The organism is Streptomyces griseus subsp. griseus (assembly GCF_000720255.1).
Classification (GTDB): Bacteria; Actinomycetota; Actinomycetes; order Streptomycetales; family Streptomycetaceae; genus Streptomyces; species Streptomyces griseus_I.
Map to the genome: position 1 here is coordinate 152,991 of NZ_JOJE01000006.1, position 17,584 is coordinate 170,574.

11 protein-coding genes and 1 pseudogene are annotated in these 17,584 nt (G+C 68.9%); 3 read left to right on the top strand and 9 right to left on the bottom strand.

Features of this window, described 5'->3' with window-relative positions; genetic code table 11:
- Window positions 1-39 precede the first annotated feature (39 nt).
- The 5 genes and pseudogenes from IG99_RS11685 to IG99_RS11705 all read right to left on the bottom strand — a co-directional run bounded on the left by IG99_RS11685 (window position 40) and on the right by IG99_RS11705 (window position 7,439).
- Complete coding sequence (locus IG99_RS11685) at window positions 40-2,166, bottom strand: glycoside hydrolase family 2 protein (RefSeq protein ID WP_199815493.1); 2,127 nt, start codon at window positions 2,164-2,166, stop codon at window positions 40-42.
- Window positions 2,167-2,586: 420 nt separating this feature from the next.
- Entirely contained in the window at window positions 2,587-4,623 is a 2,037-nt protein-coding gene (locus tag IG99_RS11690) for a beta-galactosidase (RefSeq protein WP_037672604.1), read from the bottom strand.
- Between the two features lie 44 nt (window positions 4,624-4,667).
- Window positions 4,668-5,329 (bottom strand): annotated as a pseudogene (locus IG99_RS11695) (carbohydrate ABC transporter permease).
- Window positions 5,326-6,132 carry a carbohydrate ABC transporter permease gene (locus IG99_RS11700; protein ID WP_037672606.1) on the bottom strand — a complete coding sequence of 269 codons (807 nt, stop codon included), beginning with the start codon at window positions 6,130-6,132 and terminating at the stop codon, window positions 5,326-5,328. The pseudogene IG99_RS11695 and the gene IG99_RS11700 overlap by 4 nt, the downstream one beginning before the upstream one ends.
- Window positions 6,129-7,439 (bottom strand): ABC transporter substrate-binding protein, encoded by a 1,311-nt coding sequence (locus tag IG99_RS11705; RefSeq protein ID WP_037672607.1) that lies wholly within the window; start codon window positions 7,437-7,439, stop codon window positions 6,129-6,131. Before IG99_RS11705 ends, IG99_RS11700 begins: the two co-directional genes overlap by 4 nt.
- Before the next feature lie 496 nt (window positions 7,440-7,935).
- On the opposite strand from IG99_RS11705, the gene IG99_RS11710 reads away from it, so the two are divergent.
- From IG99_RS11710 to IG99_RS11720, 3 genes are all read left to right on the top strand, one after another.
- On the top strand, window positions 7,936-9,000 hold the full coding sequence (locus IG99_RS11710) for a LacI family DNA-binding transcriptional regulator (RefSeq protein WP_051865214.1): 1,065 nt from the start codon (window positions 7,936-7,938) through the stop codon (window positions 8,998-9,000).
- 225 nt (window positions 9,001-9,225) lie between these two features.
- Window positions 9,226-11,283 carry an RICIN domain-containing protein gene (locus IG99_RS11715; RefSeq protein WP_037672611.1) on the top strand — a complete coding sequence of 686 codons (2,058 nt, stop codon included), beginning with the start codon at window positions 9,226-9,228 and terminating at the stop codon, window positions 11,281-11,283.
- Between the two features lie 111 nt (window positions 11,284-11,394).
- Window positions 11,395-12,696, top strand: coding sequence for a sensor histidine kinase (locus tag IG99_RS11720; protein WP_078947659.1), 1,302 nt, complete (start codon window positions 11,395-11,397; stop codon window positions 12,694-12,696).
- A 152-nt stretch (window positions 12,697-12,848) separates the two neighbouring features.
- Here IG99_RS11720 and IG99_RS11725 read toward each other — a convergent pair whose 3' ends face one another.
- From IG99_RS11725 to IG99_RS11740, 4 genes are all read right to left on the bottom strand, one after another.
- The gene (locus IG99_RS11725) at window positions 12,849-13,679 is read right to left on the bottom strand and encodes an alpha/beta fold hydrolase (RefSeq protein ID WP_037672613.1); all 831 of its coding nucleotides are present in this window, start codon (window positions 13,677-13,679) and stop codon (window positions 12,849-12,851) included.
- A 231-nt stretch (window positions 13,680-13,910) separates the two neighbouring features.
- On the bottom strand, window positions 13,911-14,465 hold the full coding sequence (locus IG99_RS11730) for a TetR/AcrR family transcriptional regulator (RefSeq protein WP_234311814.1): 555 nt from the start codon (window positions 14,463-14,465) through the stop codon (window positions 13,911-13,913).
- Entirely contained in the window at window positions 14,462-14,902 is a 441-nt protein-coding gene (locus IG99_RS11735) for an ester cyclase (RefSeq protein WP_037672615.1), read from the bottom strand. Before IG99_RS11735 ends, IG99_RS11730 begins: the two co-directional genes overlap by 4 nt.
- Before the next feature lie 128 nt (window positions 14,903-15,030).
- Window positions 15,031-17,544, bottom strand: a complete 2,514-nt coding sequence (locus IG99_RS11740; protein WP_037672616.1) for an ABC transporter permease — start codon at window positions 17,542-17,544, stop codon at window positions 15,031-15,033.
- Window positions 17,545-17,584 lie beyond the last annotated feature (40 nt).

Sequence of the window (17,584 nt, forward strand, 5' to 3'; positions counted from 1 at the left end):
CGATGCGGTGCGAGTGTGGGCCTGCGGGATCCCCCGTCCTCAGCCGAGAGTCCAGTCGACGGTGTCAGTGTAGGCGGAGCCGTTGATGGTCGCGCTCACCACCACCGTGTTCCGCCCCGGCTGCAGGGTGACACCGGTCCACCGGAAGATGTGGTCGTTGCTGGTCACGGTTCCCAGGGAGGTGCCGTTGAGGGTGGCGGTGACTCTCTCCGCGTTGGAATAGACCTTGAGCTCGGTCGTGGCATCGGTGCGCTGGGTCCAGCGACGGCTGGTGATGTAGAGGGTGGGCGTGGCGGCCCAGTTGGCCTTGTACCAGTAGAAGGCGTCCTTACGGGTCTGCCGGTCGCGGGTGACCAGGCCCTTGTCGTTGATTCCGGGCTGGCCCCCTTCGTTGCGGCCGTCGGAGGGGAAGTCGAACATGGCCCAGACGAACGTGCCCCAGATGAAGGGACGTTCGGCGAGCTGCTTCCAGGCCGCCTCGTGGAACAGCGACTGGTACTCCTCGGGGTGCCAGGATCCGCCCGGAGCCGGCTTCGGCGGGTCGAGTTCGTGCTGGGTGGTGCTCGCGCCGACGCCGTACTCCGACATGGCGATCCTGCGGGACGGGGAGCTCGCGTGCACATTGTCGGCCCACGCGCCAAGGTCACCGTCCTTGGACCCGTAGTACCAGCCGTAGTACTTGTTGAACCCCGTGGTCTGCGTGTGCAGCCCCGCCTGCGCGTTGTCGGGGTCCTCGCCGCGCACCGCATAGGTGGAGAGGCGGTCCGGGTCCTCGGCTTCGACGATGTCGGCCAGTGACTCGAGCAGCTTGTTCGTGGCGGTGCCGTTGTAGTCGATCTGCTCGTTTCCGATGCCCCAGAAGGCGATCGAGGGGTGGTTGCAGTTCTGCCGGATCAGTTCCCGCAGCTGGTTCTGGGTGCTGGTGGTGAAGGCGGCCGAGTCGGTGACGAGGTCGACCAGGGGGATCTCCGCCCAGACGATCATTCCGCGTTCGTCGGCGAGGTTGTAGTCCTTCTGGTCGTGCTGGTAGTGCGCCATCCGGATGGCGTTGGCGCCGACCTCGCCGATGAGGTCGAAGTCCTGGGTGTGATCGGCGTCGGATATCGCCCAGCCCCTGCCGGCCCGGTCCTGGTGCAGGTTGACGCCGTGCAGGTGCACGTGGCTGCCGTTGAGGCGGAAACCTGTGTCGGCGTCGACGGCGATGGAGCGGAGCCCCAGGCGTTCTGTCACCACGTCCGTGATCTTGTCCCCGCCCCCGGTGACGTCATGGATCTCGACGCTGGCGTTGTGGAGGTAGGGATCCGCCAGGCCGTTCCACAGGTGCGGGTTGCTGATGGGGAGAGTCTGCTGAACCTCCGTGCCGGTGGCCGCGGGGACGGTCTGCGCGGTGCTGCCCGCCTCCGCGACGATGGTCCCGGTCTTGTCCGCGATGACCGTGCGGACGACCACCGATCTGGTGGTGGTGCTGTCGTTCCACAGCTTCGTCGTGACGGTCACCGTGGCCGAGGCCGAGGTGACATTGCTCTGCCGTAGATACACGCCGGGGCCCGCGTAGTCCGTCATCCGCACATGGAGGTCGTCGACGGCCCACAGGCTCACGTTGCGGTAGATGCCGCCCTGGAAGGTGTAGTCCGCGCTCAACGGGGCGACGTCGGTGTCACGGGCGTTGGTCACCTTCACCGCGATCACGTTGTCACCGCCCGGAACGAGCGCGGCCGTGGCGTCGAACCTGAAGCGGGAGTACCCGCCCTTGTGCTGCCCGAGGTACGTGCCGTTGACCCAGACGTCGGCGACCTGGTTGACCCCGGCGAACTGCAGGTACAGCCGTTTCCCGGCCAGTTCGGACGGCACGGTGTAATGGCGGCGGTACCAGCCCACTCCGCGGTAGTAGTTGTTGCCGCCGTCGGCACCGTCGACGGCGTTCCAGGTGTGGGGCGTGTTGACCGACGTCCATCCGGAGTCATTGAACCCGGGCGCCTGCGCGCCTGTCACGTCCGATCTGATGAACCGCCACCCGCTGTTGAGGTGGATCCACACACGCGGATCAGGTGCGGTGTACGTCGTGGCGGCGGACGCGGAATCGGCGAGCGGAATCCCGGCCAGCGAGGCCAGTACTCCCGCGGCCGCCCCGCCGAGCACCTGTCGGCGGCTGGGCAAACCTGTCATGTCAGAACTCACTTCCGTGGAGTCGGAGCAGGAAATTCCCATGGCGCGGCGTTGTGCCTACGCCCACGGCGGGCCGGGCGGAACCCGGGATCGGGCTGACGGCCCGCCTCAAGCAACCGAGAGAAGTGCCTCGGTCCCACCTCGCGTCCAGCCGGCGGGTCTCCTGGGGCTCGGCGCCGCGGTCGAGCGATGTGTGGTTCTCGGACATGCCCGCCGCGCGCCGGCAGGTGCCGCCGTCGGTCATGTGGAAGCCGGGTGAGGTCGCATCGGGAAAGCGGGGCCCGCACGTCGGCACAGCCGAGTGGCCCCGAGTCCGTCGCGTCGTTTCAGTCACCGCGCACGTGGCGGCCGGTCCCCGCCGGAGACGGGCCGCGTCCGTACCGCGCGGGGCGGCGCGGTGAGAGCGCCGTCCCGTCCACCTCACCCGCCACTCGGTCCGGGGGTGGCCTCGCGGACGACCGCGACGCCTCCTTCGGAAACGGTGACAAAGCCCATCACCGGTTTGCCGGTGAGGAGTTCGACCCCTTCGGCGGGGATCTCGGCGCCGTGGCCGGCGTGGTCGATCAGGAAGAGGTAGTCGGCCTCGGTGCCCCGCCGCCGGACCACCTCGATGCCGGCCGGCACCTCACGCTCCGGACGCACGCCCGCCTCGAGGCAGATGCGCTCCAGGACGGCGTCCAGGGTGGTGGTGTCCGGGTGGGTGGCGAGGTACCAGGCGGTGCCGCTGCCGTACGCGTGGCGGGTGATGGCCGGGACGCCGGCCAGCGGTCCGTCGGCGTACGCGGCGACGGCTTCCGCTCCGGTGAGCCGGAGGCGCTCGGTCCACAGGTCGGCGGTCGCGTCCTGCGGGACCTGGCCGCGCAGGCCGACCGACTGTCCGGGCAGCAGGGGGAACGGCTCGTCGCCGTGGACCCCGAGGACCTTCCGGAAGGCGCCCGGGTAACCGCCCAGGCGGACATGGCAGTTCTCGTCCACCGCACCGCTGTGGAAGCCCACTGCGAGGGTGCCGCCGTGCTCGACGAACGTCGCCAGGTTGGTCGCGCCCACGTCGTCGACCAGGTACAGACTGGGGGCGAGGACGAGTTGGTAGCGGTCGAGTTCCGGGCTGTCGGGACGTACGAAGTCGACCGCCACGCCGGCCTTCCACAGCGGTGTGTACCAGTCCCTCACCAGGTCCTGGAAGCGGAGTTCGCTGCTGGGCTGGGAGGGCAGCTCCATGGCCCAACGGGCGTTCCAGTCCCAGACGATGGCGACCTTGGCGGGGCTGGTGCTGCCGCCTACTTCGGCGAGGGCCCGCAGATCGGCTCCGAGCTGCACGACGTCCTGCCAGATCTGGCTGTCGGTGCCCGCGTGCGGCAGCATCGCCGAGTGCCACTGCTCGGCCCCCGCCTTCGCGGCGCGCCACTGGAAGTAGGCGATGCCGTCCGCGCCGTGCGCGACATGGGCGAGCGCGTTACGGCGCATCTCGCCGGGCCTCTTGGCCCGGTTGACGGGCTGCCAGTTGATGGCTCCCGTGGAGTGTTCCATCAGCAGCCAGGGTTGCCCGCCGGCCAGGGAACGGACCAGGTCGCCGCAGAGCGCGATGTCGATCTCCGACTCCGGGTCGGTGGCGAGCAGGTAGTGGTCGTTGGAGACGATGTCCAGCTCGGGAGCCCAGCGCCAGTAGTCCACGGAATCGAAGTTGTGCATCACCATGAAGTTGGTGGTGGCGGGGATGTCCCGGGCGGCTCGGCGGAGCACGCCGCGTTCGGCCGTGAACAGCGACAGCAGTTCGTCCGAGCAGAAACGGCGCCAGTCCAGCCGGTGGGTCGGGTTGGGGTCGGCGCCGGTGGCGCGGGGCGGGATGATCTCGTCCCAGTCGTAGTACCACTGGCTCCAGAAGGTGGTGCCCCAGGCGTGGTTGAGCGCCTTCAGGTCGTTGCCGTACTTCGCCTTCAGCCAGGTGCGGAAGGCGGCCGCGCTGGTGTCGCAGAAGCATTCCGCGTTGTGGCAGCCGTACTCGTTGTGGACGTGCCACATCGCGACGGCCGGGTGGTCGGCGTACCGCTCGGCCAGCGCACCCGCGATACGCAGCGCGGCGGCGCGGTAGGCCGGGCTGGACGGGCAGAACGTCTGGCGGCTGCCGTACGACAGCGTGCGGCCGTCGCGGTCGACCGGCAGTGCCTCCGGGTGGGCCCGGAAGAACCAGGCGGGCGGGCAGGCCGTCGGGGTGGCGAGGTCGGCGGCGATGCCGTTCTCGTGCAGGAGATCCAGGATCTTGTCCATGCGGGAGAAGTCGTAGACGCCCTCCGCGGGCTCCAACAGAGCCCACGAGAAGATGCCGACGCTGACCAAGGTCACCCCGGCCTCGCGCATCAGGGCCATGTCCTCGGCCCACACCTCCTCGGGCCACTGCTCGGGGTTGTAGTCGCCGCCGTAGGCGATGCCGGGCAGGCGGAGACGGCGTTCGGTGGTCACTGGTGGTACTCCGGGAGGTGTGGGTAACGAGTGGGAGGCGTGCTTCAGCCCTTGTTGGCGCCCAGCGTGAGACCGCTGACGAACTGGCGCTGGAGCACGAAGTAGACGATCAGGGTGGGGATCGCGGTGAGCAGGGCGCCGGCGGCGACCAGGTTGGGATCGGTGAAGTACTGGCCGGAGAGGTTGTTCAGCGCCGAGGTGATCGGCATGTTCTCGCCGGTGGAGATCAGCACGATCGCCCAGAAGAAGTCGTTGTAGATCCAGATGGACAGCAACGTCGCCAGGGCGGCCATCGCCGGCTTGCACAGCGGCAGCACGATCTGCCAGTACAGCCGCCACACCGAGGCACCGTCGACCAACGCGGCCTCGGTCAGCTCGTGCGGCAGCGAGCGCATGTAGTTGCTCAGCACGAAGGCGCAGAACCCGGACTGGAACGCCACGTGGATCAGCACCAGGCCCAGCGCCGAGTCGTACAGCTTGCCGCTCATGGTGATGCCGGGCAGGTCGATGAGCAGGTAGAGGCGGTACAGCGGGGTGATGATGACCTGCTGCGGGAGCAGGTTGCGTACGGCCGCATCGCCGCGAACAGGGCCCACAGCAGCGGCGCCAACCAGGCCAGCGCGGCACCGGCGAGGAAGACGTGCAGCAGGATCCGGGCGGGGCGGACGGGGGTGCGCTGCTTGCCCAGGGCGCTCACGGTGCTCATGCGCGCCGCTCCTTCCGGAAGGTCGCGATCAGGTACGGGATGATCACGGCGAGGGAGATCACCAGCAGGACCACGGCGATGGCGGAGCCGTATCCGATCCGGCTCGACTCACCGATGATGTTGTTCGTCACCAGGATCGACAGCAGTTCGGTGCCCTGGGCGCCCTTGTTGAAGACGAAGACCAGGTCGAAGGCGCGCAGCGCCTCGATGATCCAGTCGATGTAGTGACCGGGCTCGTTCGCACCGATCAGGTTGTTGATCAGGCCCGTGTCCGGGTTGTAGACCAACTGCCAGACGAAGCCGATGACCGCCATCGACAGCACGACCGGCAGGAAGAACGCGGTCTGGTACACCTTGCTGAACCGGATCTTCTTGTCGAGCTGCACGGCTAGGAACAGGCCCAGCGGCGTCGGTATCAGGATGAGCACGACGAACCAGACGACGTTGTGCTCGACGGCCGGCCAGAACTGCGGGTTGTTGGTGAGCAGTTCACGGAAGTTGTCCAGGCCGACCCATTTGATGGAGTCGAAGCCGATGCCGTCCCAGGTGGTGAAGGCCAGCGCGATCGAGGCGAGCGCCGTGAGCCAGACGAGCATGACGTGCAGGATCGTCGGTACGCCGGCCATCAGGCCGAGCGTGAGGCGGTCCCGTCGGGTCAGCAGCCGTCGGTGGCCCAAGGGCGCCCGCGGCCGCTTGGCCTGATTCTTGGTCACATTCTTCGGGGTGCCCGGGGGCGGCGCTGCGGCCGTCCCCGGGGTGCTGGTGGTGCCGGTCCCGGTACCGGTGTTCGTGGTGACGGTCATGCGGACGCGAAGATCGTCTTCTTCTGGCGCTCGATCGACGCCAGCAGGCTGTCGACGCCCCTGGGGTCACGGACGAATTTCTGCAGGGCGGGCTGCATCACCGTGGAGGTGAAGTCCGGTCGGCTGTCGCGGTCCATGAACTGGGTGAGGTGCTTGGCGCCGGCGATCGTCGCGTACGCCTTCTTCTGCAGCGCGGTGTACGAGGAGGTGTCGGCATTGTCGGACGCCGCGACCAGGCTCGGGTCGGACTTCAGGTAGATCTGCTCGGCCTCCGGGGTACCCAGGAACTCCAGGAGCTTGAGCGCGCCGGTCTTGTTCTTCGGGGCCTTGGAAAGCATGAAGCCGTCGGTGGGGGCCTCGACGGTGTCCTGCCCGTGCGCGGAGTTGATCTCCGGGAAGGGGAAGAAGTCGAGGTCGTCCAGGTCCGCCTTGTTCGTGAACTGCTGTGCCACGAAGCTGCCGAACAGGTACATGCCCGCCTTCTTCGATATCAGCGTCTGGGCCGCGTCCTGCCAGGTGCGGCCGACGGCGCCCTCCTGGTGGTAGGGGAGGATCTCGGCCCAGTGGTCGAAGGCGGTGCGGACCTTGGCATCCGTCCAGGACGCCTTGCCGGCCATCAGTTCGACGTGGAAGTCGTAGCCGTTGGTACGGAAGTTGATCTGGTCGAAGGTGCCGAGCGCGGGCCAGGCGTCCTTGTCGCCGAAGGCGAACGGGACCAGGCCGTCCTTCTTCATCTGCTTGCACAGCGCGACGAGTTGGTCCCACGTGGTGGGGACCTCGTAGCCGTACTTCTTGAAGACGCTCTTGCGGTAGAAGACGCCCCAGAGAGACGTGGAGATCGGCACGAAGTAGTACTTGCCGTCAGCGCCCTTGCTGAGCGCCTTCATCGCATCGGGGAAGTTGCCACCGATCTTCTGCCACACGTCGTCGATCGGGGAGGCCAGGCCCTTTGCGGCGAAGAACTGCATGCGGTAGCCGGCGAACCAGTTGAACACGTCGTCCGGGGTGCCCTGGAGGTAGGAGTTGATCTGCTCCTGGAACGTGTTGTGGTCCTTGGTGTTCACGTCGACCGTGATCCCGGACTGCTTCGTGAACGCCGCGTAGATCTCGGCGAACGCCTTCTTCGGCACCGCGTCCGACGCGTTCGACCCGAGGCTGACGGTCTTCGGGTCGGCAGCCGTACCGCTGCCGCCACAGGCGCTGAGCAGCGGTATGCCGGCACCGAGGACGGCTGCGCCACCAATACCGCGCAGAACGGTGCGGCGACTGGCAGCAGGCACGGGCCGACCGAGGGAGGAAGAGTGCATTTCGGCTCCTGAACAGGGCGGCCGTGCCCAGGCGGCACGTCGACCCAGGGGATGTGACGGGGAAGCGGTCGTCCACGCGACCAAGACTCAACACGATCGAACAAATACGACCGGCGGTTGCGAGGAAGACTGAATGCTCCGGGGAGGTGATGTCAAGTCCTCTTCACCCTGAGTCCAGGGCCGGCCGAACCTGTCGGCAGGGCGGCCGGCCCACGGTCGGACGGGAACCACAACCTCTTGCCGTGAGCGGACTTGCGACTGAACTTCTACCGTTTGACCAGCATGTATACCTGCCAGAGGCGACCCCCTCAAGGTGGCCGCGCACCCCGTCGCCGACAGCCGCCCACCATCGGATTCGTCGCCGCCCACCGGAATCGATACTGCGAGAAGCCTTGACGTCCAGCCGTCGGCTACGTAGACATGACCACGCGGTCAGACCGCGTGGTCATACAGTGTGACCTCCTTCAATGCAGACGCACGGCCGTCGGGAGACCTCATGGCAGCAGTGGTGGGACGGAGCGAGGGCTCCTTTGTGCCGCGCAGTGCGGACGTCGCCCGCCTGGCCGGGGTGTCGCGCAAGACGGTGTCCCGGGTCCTCAACAACGAGCCCTATGTCTCCGAGGAGGCACGCACAAAGGTCCTCGCGGCCGCCGAGGAACTCGGCTACCGGCTCAACCAGGCGGCCAGAACACTGGCCTCCGGGCGTACCGGCTCCATCGGCGTGGTCGCCCTGGGCACCGCCGGGTACGGGACCGCTTCACTGCTCGTGCACATCGAGCGGGCCGTGCGCGACGCGGGCTACGCGCTCCGTGTGGTCAACACGCCGGATGGCGCCCCCGCGGGTATCGCGGGGGCGGTGGAGATACTGCTCGAGCAAGGGGTGGACGGCGTCGTCGTCTCGGAACCCATCGTGGAGGGTGATGTCGGCGTCCGCGTCGACGTCCCCGTCCTCTTCCTGGGGGCACCGCCTGCTTTCCTCGCCACCCGTACCGTGACCGTGGGTGTGGGCGCACACGAGCTGGCGCGGGCGGCCACCGAGCATCTGCTGGACCTGGGACACCCGACCGTCCATCATCTCGCCGGACCACGCCGGTGGTACGCCACCAAGGACCGCATCGAAGGATGGCAGGCGGCGCTCGCTGCGCGGGGCGCGCACGAGCCGCCGCTGCTCAACGGTGACTGGTCGGCCGCCTCCGGCCATGCCGTGGGTCGGGCGCTGGCCCCGGACCATTCCGTGACCGCTGTCTTCGCGGCGGGCGACGAGATGGCCATGGGCCTCATCCACGCCCTGCGGGAAGCCGGGCGCCGGGTGCCGGAGGACATCAGTGTCGTCGGCTTCGACGGCAATCCGGTCTTCGCCTACGTCTCCCCTCCCCTGACCACCGTGCGCCAGCCCTTCGAGGCCGCGGCACGAGAAGGCGTCCGCCTTCTCGTGCACGCGATCGAGAAGCCCGACACCGACCTGCCGCAGGCGAGCGACCCACCGGTCGAACTCGTCGTCCGCGGCTCGACCGCGCCTCCGCCGTCCCACCCCGACAAGACGGGCCGGCGCACCACCTGAGAGCCCCCGGCAGCAGGGAACACACCGTGCCCCGGGTACAGCTCTGCCACTCGCACCGGTCGTCTCACTCCGAGAGGCGGACCGGTCCGACTCCCGTGCCGCACGACGCCGCAGTTCCTCGTACGCGGTGGACGCGCACTCCGGGCTCGCCGCTTCCTGCCCTGTTCGGTCCCGGGGCGGCAGGCACCGGACCCTCCTATCCCTCCCCTGTTCTGAGAGCCGCACATGTCCCCTGCACTGTTGGGCGCCAGACCCGGCGCCGCTCAGCGTTCCCGTCCCACCACCCTGCTGTTCCTGTTCCTGGCGCTGATCGTCGCCGCGGCGACGATGATGCTGCCGGCCGCGGGACGGGCGCAGGCCCTCTCGCGTCCCTCGCAGACGATGTACACCCCGCCCGCGGGGGCACCCTCGCCCGGCTCCCTGTATCCACGGGTGCTGCGCCTCCAGCACAACGGATCAGCCAACAGCACCCTGCTCGCCACCTTCGAGCAGTACACCAGCGGCACGCCGGTCTTCCCGATCTACCGCTCCACCGACAACGGCAACTCCTGGAGCAAGCTCTCCGACGTCGCCGACACCCAGAACGGCTGGGGCATGCGCTGGCAGCCCGAGCTCTTCGAACTGCCCACCGCCATAGGTGACTTCCCGGCCGGGACCATCCTGGCCGCGGGTGACTCGGTGCCCTCCGACCGGTCGGCCACCAAGATCGACCTGTACGCCAGCACCGACCGCGGTCAGACTTGGAGCTTCGTCAGCAACATCGCCACCGGTGGCTCGGCGTTCGACACCAACGGCCAGACTCCCGTGTGGGAGCCGTTCTTCCTGGTCTCCGACGGCAAGCTGATCGTCTACTACTCCGACCAGCGCGACCCCGACCACGGCCAGAAGATCGTGCACCAGGTCTCCACGGACGCCCGCACCTGGGGCCCCGCCGTCGACGACGTGGCCATGCCCACCGCCGGCGACCGGCCGGGCATGCCCACCGTCGCGAAGCTGCCGAACGGCAAGTACGTCCTGTCGTACGAGTACGGCGGCGCTCCCGAGGGCAACTTCTCCGTCTACTACAAGATCTCCTCCGACCCGGAGGCATTCGGCTCGGTCACCGGCATCCCGCTGCGGACGACGGACGGCGTGGTGCCCCAGAGCGCTCCCTACATGACCTGGCTGCCCACCGGAGGCCCCAACGGAACCCTCGCCGTCAGCGCCAACAGCGCCGAGGACCTGTTCATCAACACGCAGAACGGCGCCGCGAACACCTGGACGCGCATCAGCGCCAATGTGGCCGGCGGCTACAGCCGCGGCATGACGGCCCTCCCCGACGGGCACAGCCTGCTGATCCTCAGCGCCGGACGCGGAGGCAGCAACCTCTCCAACCCGGTCACATACAGCACGATCGACCTGGGCGGCGGCATCTCCAACGGCGCCACTTACACCATGACCAACGCGAACAGCGCCCTGAACCTCACCATCGTCGGCGGCTCCACCACCAACGGCACCACCGCCACCCAGCAGAACCCCACCACCTCCACCAACCAGCAGTGGCGCTTGGAGCAGCAGTCCTCGGGCTACTTCAAGATCTTCAACGTCGCCAGCGGCAAGGTCCTCGGCGTCCAGAACCAGTCCACCGCCGACGGCGCAACCGTCCTGCAGTGGGATGACAACGGCACCCTCGACCACGAATGGGCCGTCGCGCCCCACCCGGCCGGCGGGTACAGCATCACCAACCGCATCAGTGGCAAGTTCCTCGAAATACCCAGCGCCTCCACCACCGTCGGCACCACCGCCGTCCAGTGGAGCAGCACCACCTGCGGCTGCCAGCGCTGGAACCTCACCCAGACCGCCCTGCCGCCCCTGGGCACCGGCCAGTACGTCCTGGTGAACAAGAACAGCGGCAAGTACCTCGACATCCCGAACGGCTCCACCACCGCCGGCACCGCCGTCGGGCAGTGGCAGAACACGGCCTGCGCCTGCCAGCTCTTCACCTTCCAGTCCGCGGGCAGCGGCGCCTGGACCATCAAGAACGTCAAGAGCAACCTCAACCTCGACATCCAAGGCTCCTCCACCACAGCGGGAGCGGCCGTCGTCCAGAACACCGCCTCCAGCGCCGACTCCCAGAGGTGGACCCTCACCGACGCGGGCGGCGGCTACTACAAACTCCGGAACGTGAACAGCACCCTCGTCGCCGGCGTCGCCCAGTCCTCCACCGCGAACGGGGCAGCCGTCATCCAGTGGGGCAGCGCCAGCCTCGACGACCAGCTCTGGAAGATCGTCCGGATCAATTGACAGCTTCCACCGTGCCACGACCAGGCGCGGGAACCGCCGGCGAAGCGGTTCCCGCGCCTGACGTCTGCCCCGGCCGACCGGCCGGGGCACAGCCGACCGCTCCTCTCTACAGTGACCGATGTGAACCTCCTGCCTGCGCCGGACGACCTCACCATGACGCGGACCCGCCGACAGGGCTGCCTGCGTGCGGTGGGCATCACCACGCTGGTCCTGCTGGCCGCCGCGGACGTGCTCATCGCCGTCGTGAACGGCAAGACCCTCTTGCCGGTGCTCCTGCTCCTGTCGCTCGGCTTCGCGGCCGTCCTCTGGCCCTCCGCCCGGCAACCCGCGTGGCTCACCCCTCAACTGCGGACCGCCGTGCCAGCAGGTGTGTCCCTGGCCTTGACCGCCGTGGCCGCGACGGCCGAGCGCGTGCGGACACTCGGCCCCGGTGAAGTGACGGTCCTGCTCTGCCTGTTGTTGATCGCCGTCCGTACCTGCTCACCACGGTGGGTGTGGCTGTGTGCCGTCCTCACCGGCGGGGCGACAGTGGTGGTGCCGCTGCGCTTCCACGACGTCATCGCCAAGGAAGACGCGCTGCTGTTCGCGCTGCCGTTGGCGCTGCTGGCCGGCGTATTCGCCGGCCTCGGCGCCTGTCTGCGCTCCCTGGACCACAGACGCGGCGTCGCGGTCGCCGAGACGCGCCGCTCCGAACGCCTTGCCATGGCGGCCGACCTGCACGACTTCGTCGCCCACCATGTCACCGGCATCCTGGTCCAGACACAGATGGCCCGCATGATGGCCGCCACCGAACCCGACCGCCTGGACCCGGTCCTGGCGGGCATCGAACAGGCCGCGACCCAGGCGCTCGACTCCATGCGCGTGACCGTCGGCATCCTGCGCAGTGGCCCGCAGGAGACGGCCCGCCTCGAGCCAGGCGAGAACCGCCCGGTAGGGGACCTGAAAGCCCTTGCGGAACTGGTGGACGGGTTCGGCGGTCCGATCGGTCCGAACGCCGAACTGCACGGCGACGCCTCAGTGCCCCGGCACCTGCCCCACGAGGTGCAGGCTGCCGCCTACCGCGTCGTCCAGGAAGCCCTCACGAACGTACGGCGCCACGCCGCCGACGCCACCGAAGTCACCGTGGCCCTCGCGCACACCGACGACACCCTGCGCGTGACAGTGCGCGACAACGGCCGCGGAGGCGCCCCGATGCCGAACGCCGCCCGCGGCGGAGGCTTCGGCATCGTCGGCCTCACCGAACGTGTCACCGCCCTCGACGGCACACTTCACACCGGCCCACGCAATGACCACGGCTGGGAGGTCGTGGCCCTCCTCCCCACCGTGAGACGCGCTGCGACCGCGCGCCGCCTGGCCGACGACCCTCATCGCGAAGGCGGGGCCTACGAACGGGGATTCCGCCCGGGAGGGTAGGTCGGCGGCCGGATCTGTGGCTGTGTGCGAGGGGACAGGCCGGGATCCGGGAGACCGCCGTCCGCGCGAGTGCCTCGTTGGGTGGCGAAGCAGGCAGGCGCATGCCGTCGGCGTCGGGTGAAGGACAGTTGGGCGCCGGGGCGGAGCGCAGGCTAGTTGTCGTCGAGGTGGTCGATGATCAGGCCGGTGAGGGCCTCGGGAGCCTCGTCAGGCACCCAGTGGCTGATGCCTTGCAGTGCGTGGAACGAGTAGGGGCCGCTCACCCATTTCTCTGTGGCATGAGCGGCCGTGGATCCGAGCGCGACGTCCTCGGTCCCCCAGACGTAGAGCGTGGGTGCCTGGATCTTCCCGACCGCGGCGTCGGGCCGGTCAGCGCGGTAGTAGTTGAGGGCCGCGCTCAGGGCGCCGGGCTCGGAGAGACGCCGTACGTACGCGTCGACGTGACGGGCGGGAACTCTGCCCTGATAGAGCGAACGCAGGAACGTGGCGTCGTCCGCCAGGAAGCGGGCCTCGGTGTCGGGGCTCCGCCAGTCCCGCTGGTACTGGGAGCGACGGCGCTGGTCGTCGTCGGTGCTGTGCGCCTCGCCCAACGCACTGGGATGCGGTGTCGACACCGCGGTGAGCGTGCGCAGTCGCTCGGCATGCCGGGCCGCGGTCCACCAGGCGATGGCACCGCCCCAGTCGTGCCCGACGAGGTCGAAGCGATCCCAGGCGAGTGCGTCGGCCACCGCCAGAACGTCCCCGACCAGTTCGCTCACCCCGTACGCTTCGGCCTGCGTGGGGCGCACACCTGGCGAATAGCCGCGGGTGTCGGGCGCTACTGCGAGGAAGCCCTGGTCACCCAGCGCGGCCACCTGCTCCTCCCAGACGATGGCGGTCTGGGGAAAGCCGTGCAGGAGCAGGACCGGGCGGCCGTCGGCGGGTCCTGCTGTGATCGCGTCGAAGGTGCCTGAAGCCGACGGGATCTCAAGATGTTCTGTCATGATGCATCCTTTTCGGGAAGGCGGGCGCCTATGGGGGGCGTCATGCCCACGAGCTGTTCGAACGGCCTGGGCCCGCGCCTCGCCGCGCCGGAAATGCCCGTCAGGACGAGGCAACGGGTGGCGATGCGGCGACGACTGCCCACCCGACGTTGCCGTTCCGCCGATCGCCGGTGTGGCGACGCTGCGGGTGCCCGCTCCGAGGGGCGAAGGGGGGCTGTCGCCGCTTGCCGCTCACGGCTCGTCGGCGGGTGGATCCGTGTGGCCGATGATCCAGGCGCACCACTCCGCGTCGGCGCGCCGTCCAGGAAGGTCCAGCACCGTGGAGACCGTCAGGACGAGACCGGTTGCGAAGAACGATCGCACCTGCTTGGAGTCGGCGTCCGTCAGGCGGATGATGGTCTGCTGGAGGTCGAGCTGGCGTCGCCGTACCGACTTCTGGACCACCACGTCGCCTGCCGCGGCGTAAGCCTGCAACAGGACGAGGCCGACGGTGGGCCGGCTCTGCAGCAGCTGCCGATAGGCGTCACCGAGCGCGCTCAGCGACGGTTCGGCACTCTCGAACGTGGCCTCGATCCTGTCGTAGGCCGCATGTACGACCTGAAGGAACAGATCACGCTTCGAGCCGAACATCTGCACGATGCGGGGGTGTGAGATCCCGACACGGGCGGCGATCGCCTCGATGCCCGCCCCCGACAGCCCCTTCAGGGCGAACTCCGCGTCAGCCGCTTCCATGATCTCGGCCCGCCGCACCGCCGCGGGTTTACGCGTGCGGCCCGGCTCGGTCACTGCCCGGTTTCCGCGCGGTTGAGCTGGCTCAGCACCGAACGGTAGTCGTACAGGCATCGGTAGGCGTGGATCAGTCCGTCCTCGCCCAGCTCCAGGCGGTCGTCACCGTGGAACTCCACGCGCTGATCCGTGCCGGCGAGGGTCCCCGAGAAGTGCCACGCCACCAGTACGGCCCGCCGACTCACCTCCCCGTACAACCCCATACGCGTGAACGAGTAGTCGGGAAAGGCGTGTGCCATCTGCCTAACGAAGCCGCGGATGCTGTCACGGCCGTGCGCTGTCTCACCCAGTGCCGGCTCGTCATACACCAGGCCCTCGGCGCACAGCGCCGCCACGGCGTCGCCGTCGTGCTCGTTCCAGGCACTCTCCCATCGATCGCAGAACGCCTCGAGGGCGTCGATGTCTGTTGCGGCCGCTTCGGCCAGGAGCGTAGTCATGTTTCTAACTTACAAGTAAGTAAGAAGAGAGCCCAATGGTGACTGGAGGAACGGACAGGCTGCCGGCGAGGGGACCGCGTTTGGCCTCAGGCACGGCGTGCCCGAGGCCAAACGGCGACGCGCTCCGTCTACTCGGTCTTGATGGCGGTGAGCATGTTCAGCCGGGCCGCGCTGCGGGCCGGCCACATGGCGGCCAGCAGGCCGACCAGCGCCGCCAGCAGGAGGAAGAGCCCGAACCGGTCCCACGGCAGCACCAGCGCGTATCCGGGGATGTCCGCCTTCACGATCTCGCAGACGGCCCAGCCCAGGAAGGTTCCGACCGCCATGCCGACCGCCGCGCCGAAGAGGGAGATGACCACGGACTCCAGCTGGATCATCCGCGTCACGCCCCGCCGGTCGAGTCCGACGGCACGCAGCATGCCGACCTCCCGCTGCCGCTCGAAGACCGACATCGCGAGCGTGTTGACCACCCCGAGCACGGCGATGAGCAGGGAGATCGCCAGCAGTGCGTACAGGACGTTCAGCACGGTGCCGAAGGCTCCGCTGAACTCCTCGCGGATGGCCTGCCGGTCATCGATCTTGATCCCCGGGCGCCCGGCGAGGGCGTCGGCGAGTGCCTTCTCGTGCGTGCTGCCATCCGTCTTGAGGTAGGCCTTCGAGGAAGTCGTGGAGGTGGCGTTCGGATCGATCACGTCCGCGGAGACGACGACCGGCAGGACGACTTCGTTGGACTCGAAGACGGCCCCGACGGTCAGCTTGCGGCTCTTGTCGGAGTCCCCGTACACGGCCGGCAGGGTGTCCCCCACTTTCCAGCCGTGGGCCCGCGCTTCGTCTTCGGCGACGGCGACCTGCCCCTTCGCGAGCGTGCCCTGCGAGCCTGATACGACCGGGAGGCGGATGGCCTTGTCGAAGTCCGCCGGGGTGACGGCGGAGACATCCTCCTGGATGCCGTCGAGTTGCATCCAGGACTGCTGTTCCTCCGACACCGTCGTGACGCCGGGGGCCTTGCGCAGTGCGGCGGCCGCCGAGGTGTCCAGGCCCGCGCCGCTGTCCGTGACCATGTAGTCCGCCTTGACGATGTCCGTCGTCATCCTGTCCGTGGACTGGCCGACGGTGGTGGCGAGTACGGTCAGAGCGCTGACCAGCGTGAGGCCGATGGCCAGCGCGGAGGCGGTGGCGCCGGTACGGCGCGGGCTGCGTACGGCGTTCTGGCCGGCGAGCTTGCCGGAGACCCCGAAGCCGCGCCGCAGCAGCGGCTGTACGAGGGCGATCACGGGCCGGGACAGCAACGGGATCAGCACGAGGACACCAGTCACTACGAGGACGGCACCGAGTCCGACGAGCGCTTTGCCGAGGGAGCCGCCGGCCCCTGCGCCCGCGACCACGACCGCCGCGCCGAGCAGCACCATGATGCCGCCGAGCAGGTTCCGCACCAGCAGGGACCTGGTGGTGGCGGGCAGGTGTGCGCTGCCGATGGCCGCGACCGGCGGGATCTTCGCGGCGCGGCGGGCCGGCAGCCAGGCGGCCAGCATGGTGACCAGGACCCCGACGGCAGCCGCGACCAGGACGGTCGTCGCCGTGACGACCAGCGGCCCGTCCGGGTTCTTCGCGCCGAAGACACCGACCGTGGAACGCGCCACGGCGGCCATGGCGGCGCCGACTCCGAGCCCGCCGGCGGCGCCCACGATGCCGACAGCCATCGCCTCGATCAGCACGGACCGGGTGACCTGCCTGCGGGAGGCGCCGACCGCGCGCAGCAGAGCAAGCTCGCGGGTGCGCTGGGCGGCGAGCATGGTGAAGGTGTTGGCGATCAGGAAGACGCTGACGAAGAGCGCGACGCCGGCGAAGGCGAGCAGGATCGTACTGAGCATCAACGCGTCACTCGCCCCTCCCTCGGCCCTCTCATCGGCGAGTTGCCGGCCCGTCTTGACGTCCGTGTCATCCGGAAGCACCTTCCTCAAAGTGGCGGCGAGTTCGGTGCTCGACGTGCCCGGGGCGGCGGTGACGGTGACGTACTCGTAGTAGCCGGGCTGGAGGAAGAGCCGCTGAGCGACCGGGGTGTCGAACAGCGCCAGGCTGTCGCCCAGGGCCACCCAGGTGTCGTCGGTGGTGAAGATGCCGGAGAGCTCGTACGTCTTCGCCGGCCCCCTGAAGGCGACACGCACGGTGTCGCCGACGTCGTAGCCGCCCTTCTCGGCGGTGTCCTTGTCGAGCGCGACCTGGCGGGGGTGGGTGGGCCCGCTGCCCTTGGTGAACACGTAGAGCGGGTCCTTGCCGTCCTTCCCGGGCGCGAAGTTGGCGCCCGTGCCGGATGTGCCACCGCCGATGAGCCCGCCGTCCTTGTCCGCGACGCCGGCGATCCCGCCGACACGTCCGGCGGCTCCGGCGACCCTGTCGAGTCGGGCGATCTCGTTCAGTTCCTTCCGACTGATGCCGGGGACCTTGTCGGATTGGCCGTAGGGGCGGACCTCGACGTCCACGTGGGCGTAGCTCTTGGCCGTCTGGTCGCGGTAGCCGTCGCTGAGGGTGTCGTTGAAGATCAGGGTGCCGGAGACGAACGCGACGCCGAGCATCACGGCGAGCACGGTCATCAGCAGTCTGGCCTTGTGCGCGAGGACGTTGCGCAGGGCTGTGCGGAACATGGTGGTGTTTGTCCTGGTGAGGGGAGTGGAGGGGAAGACG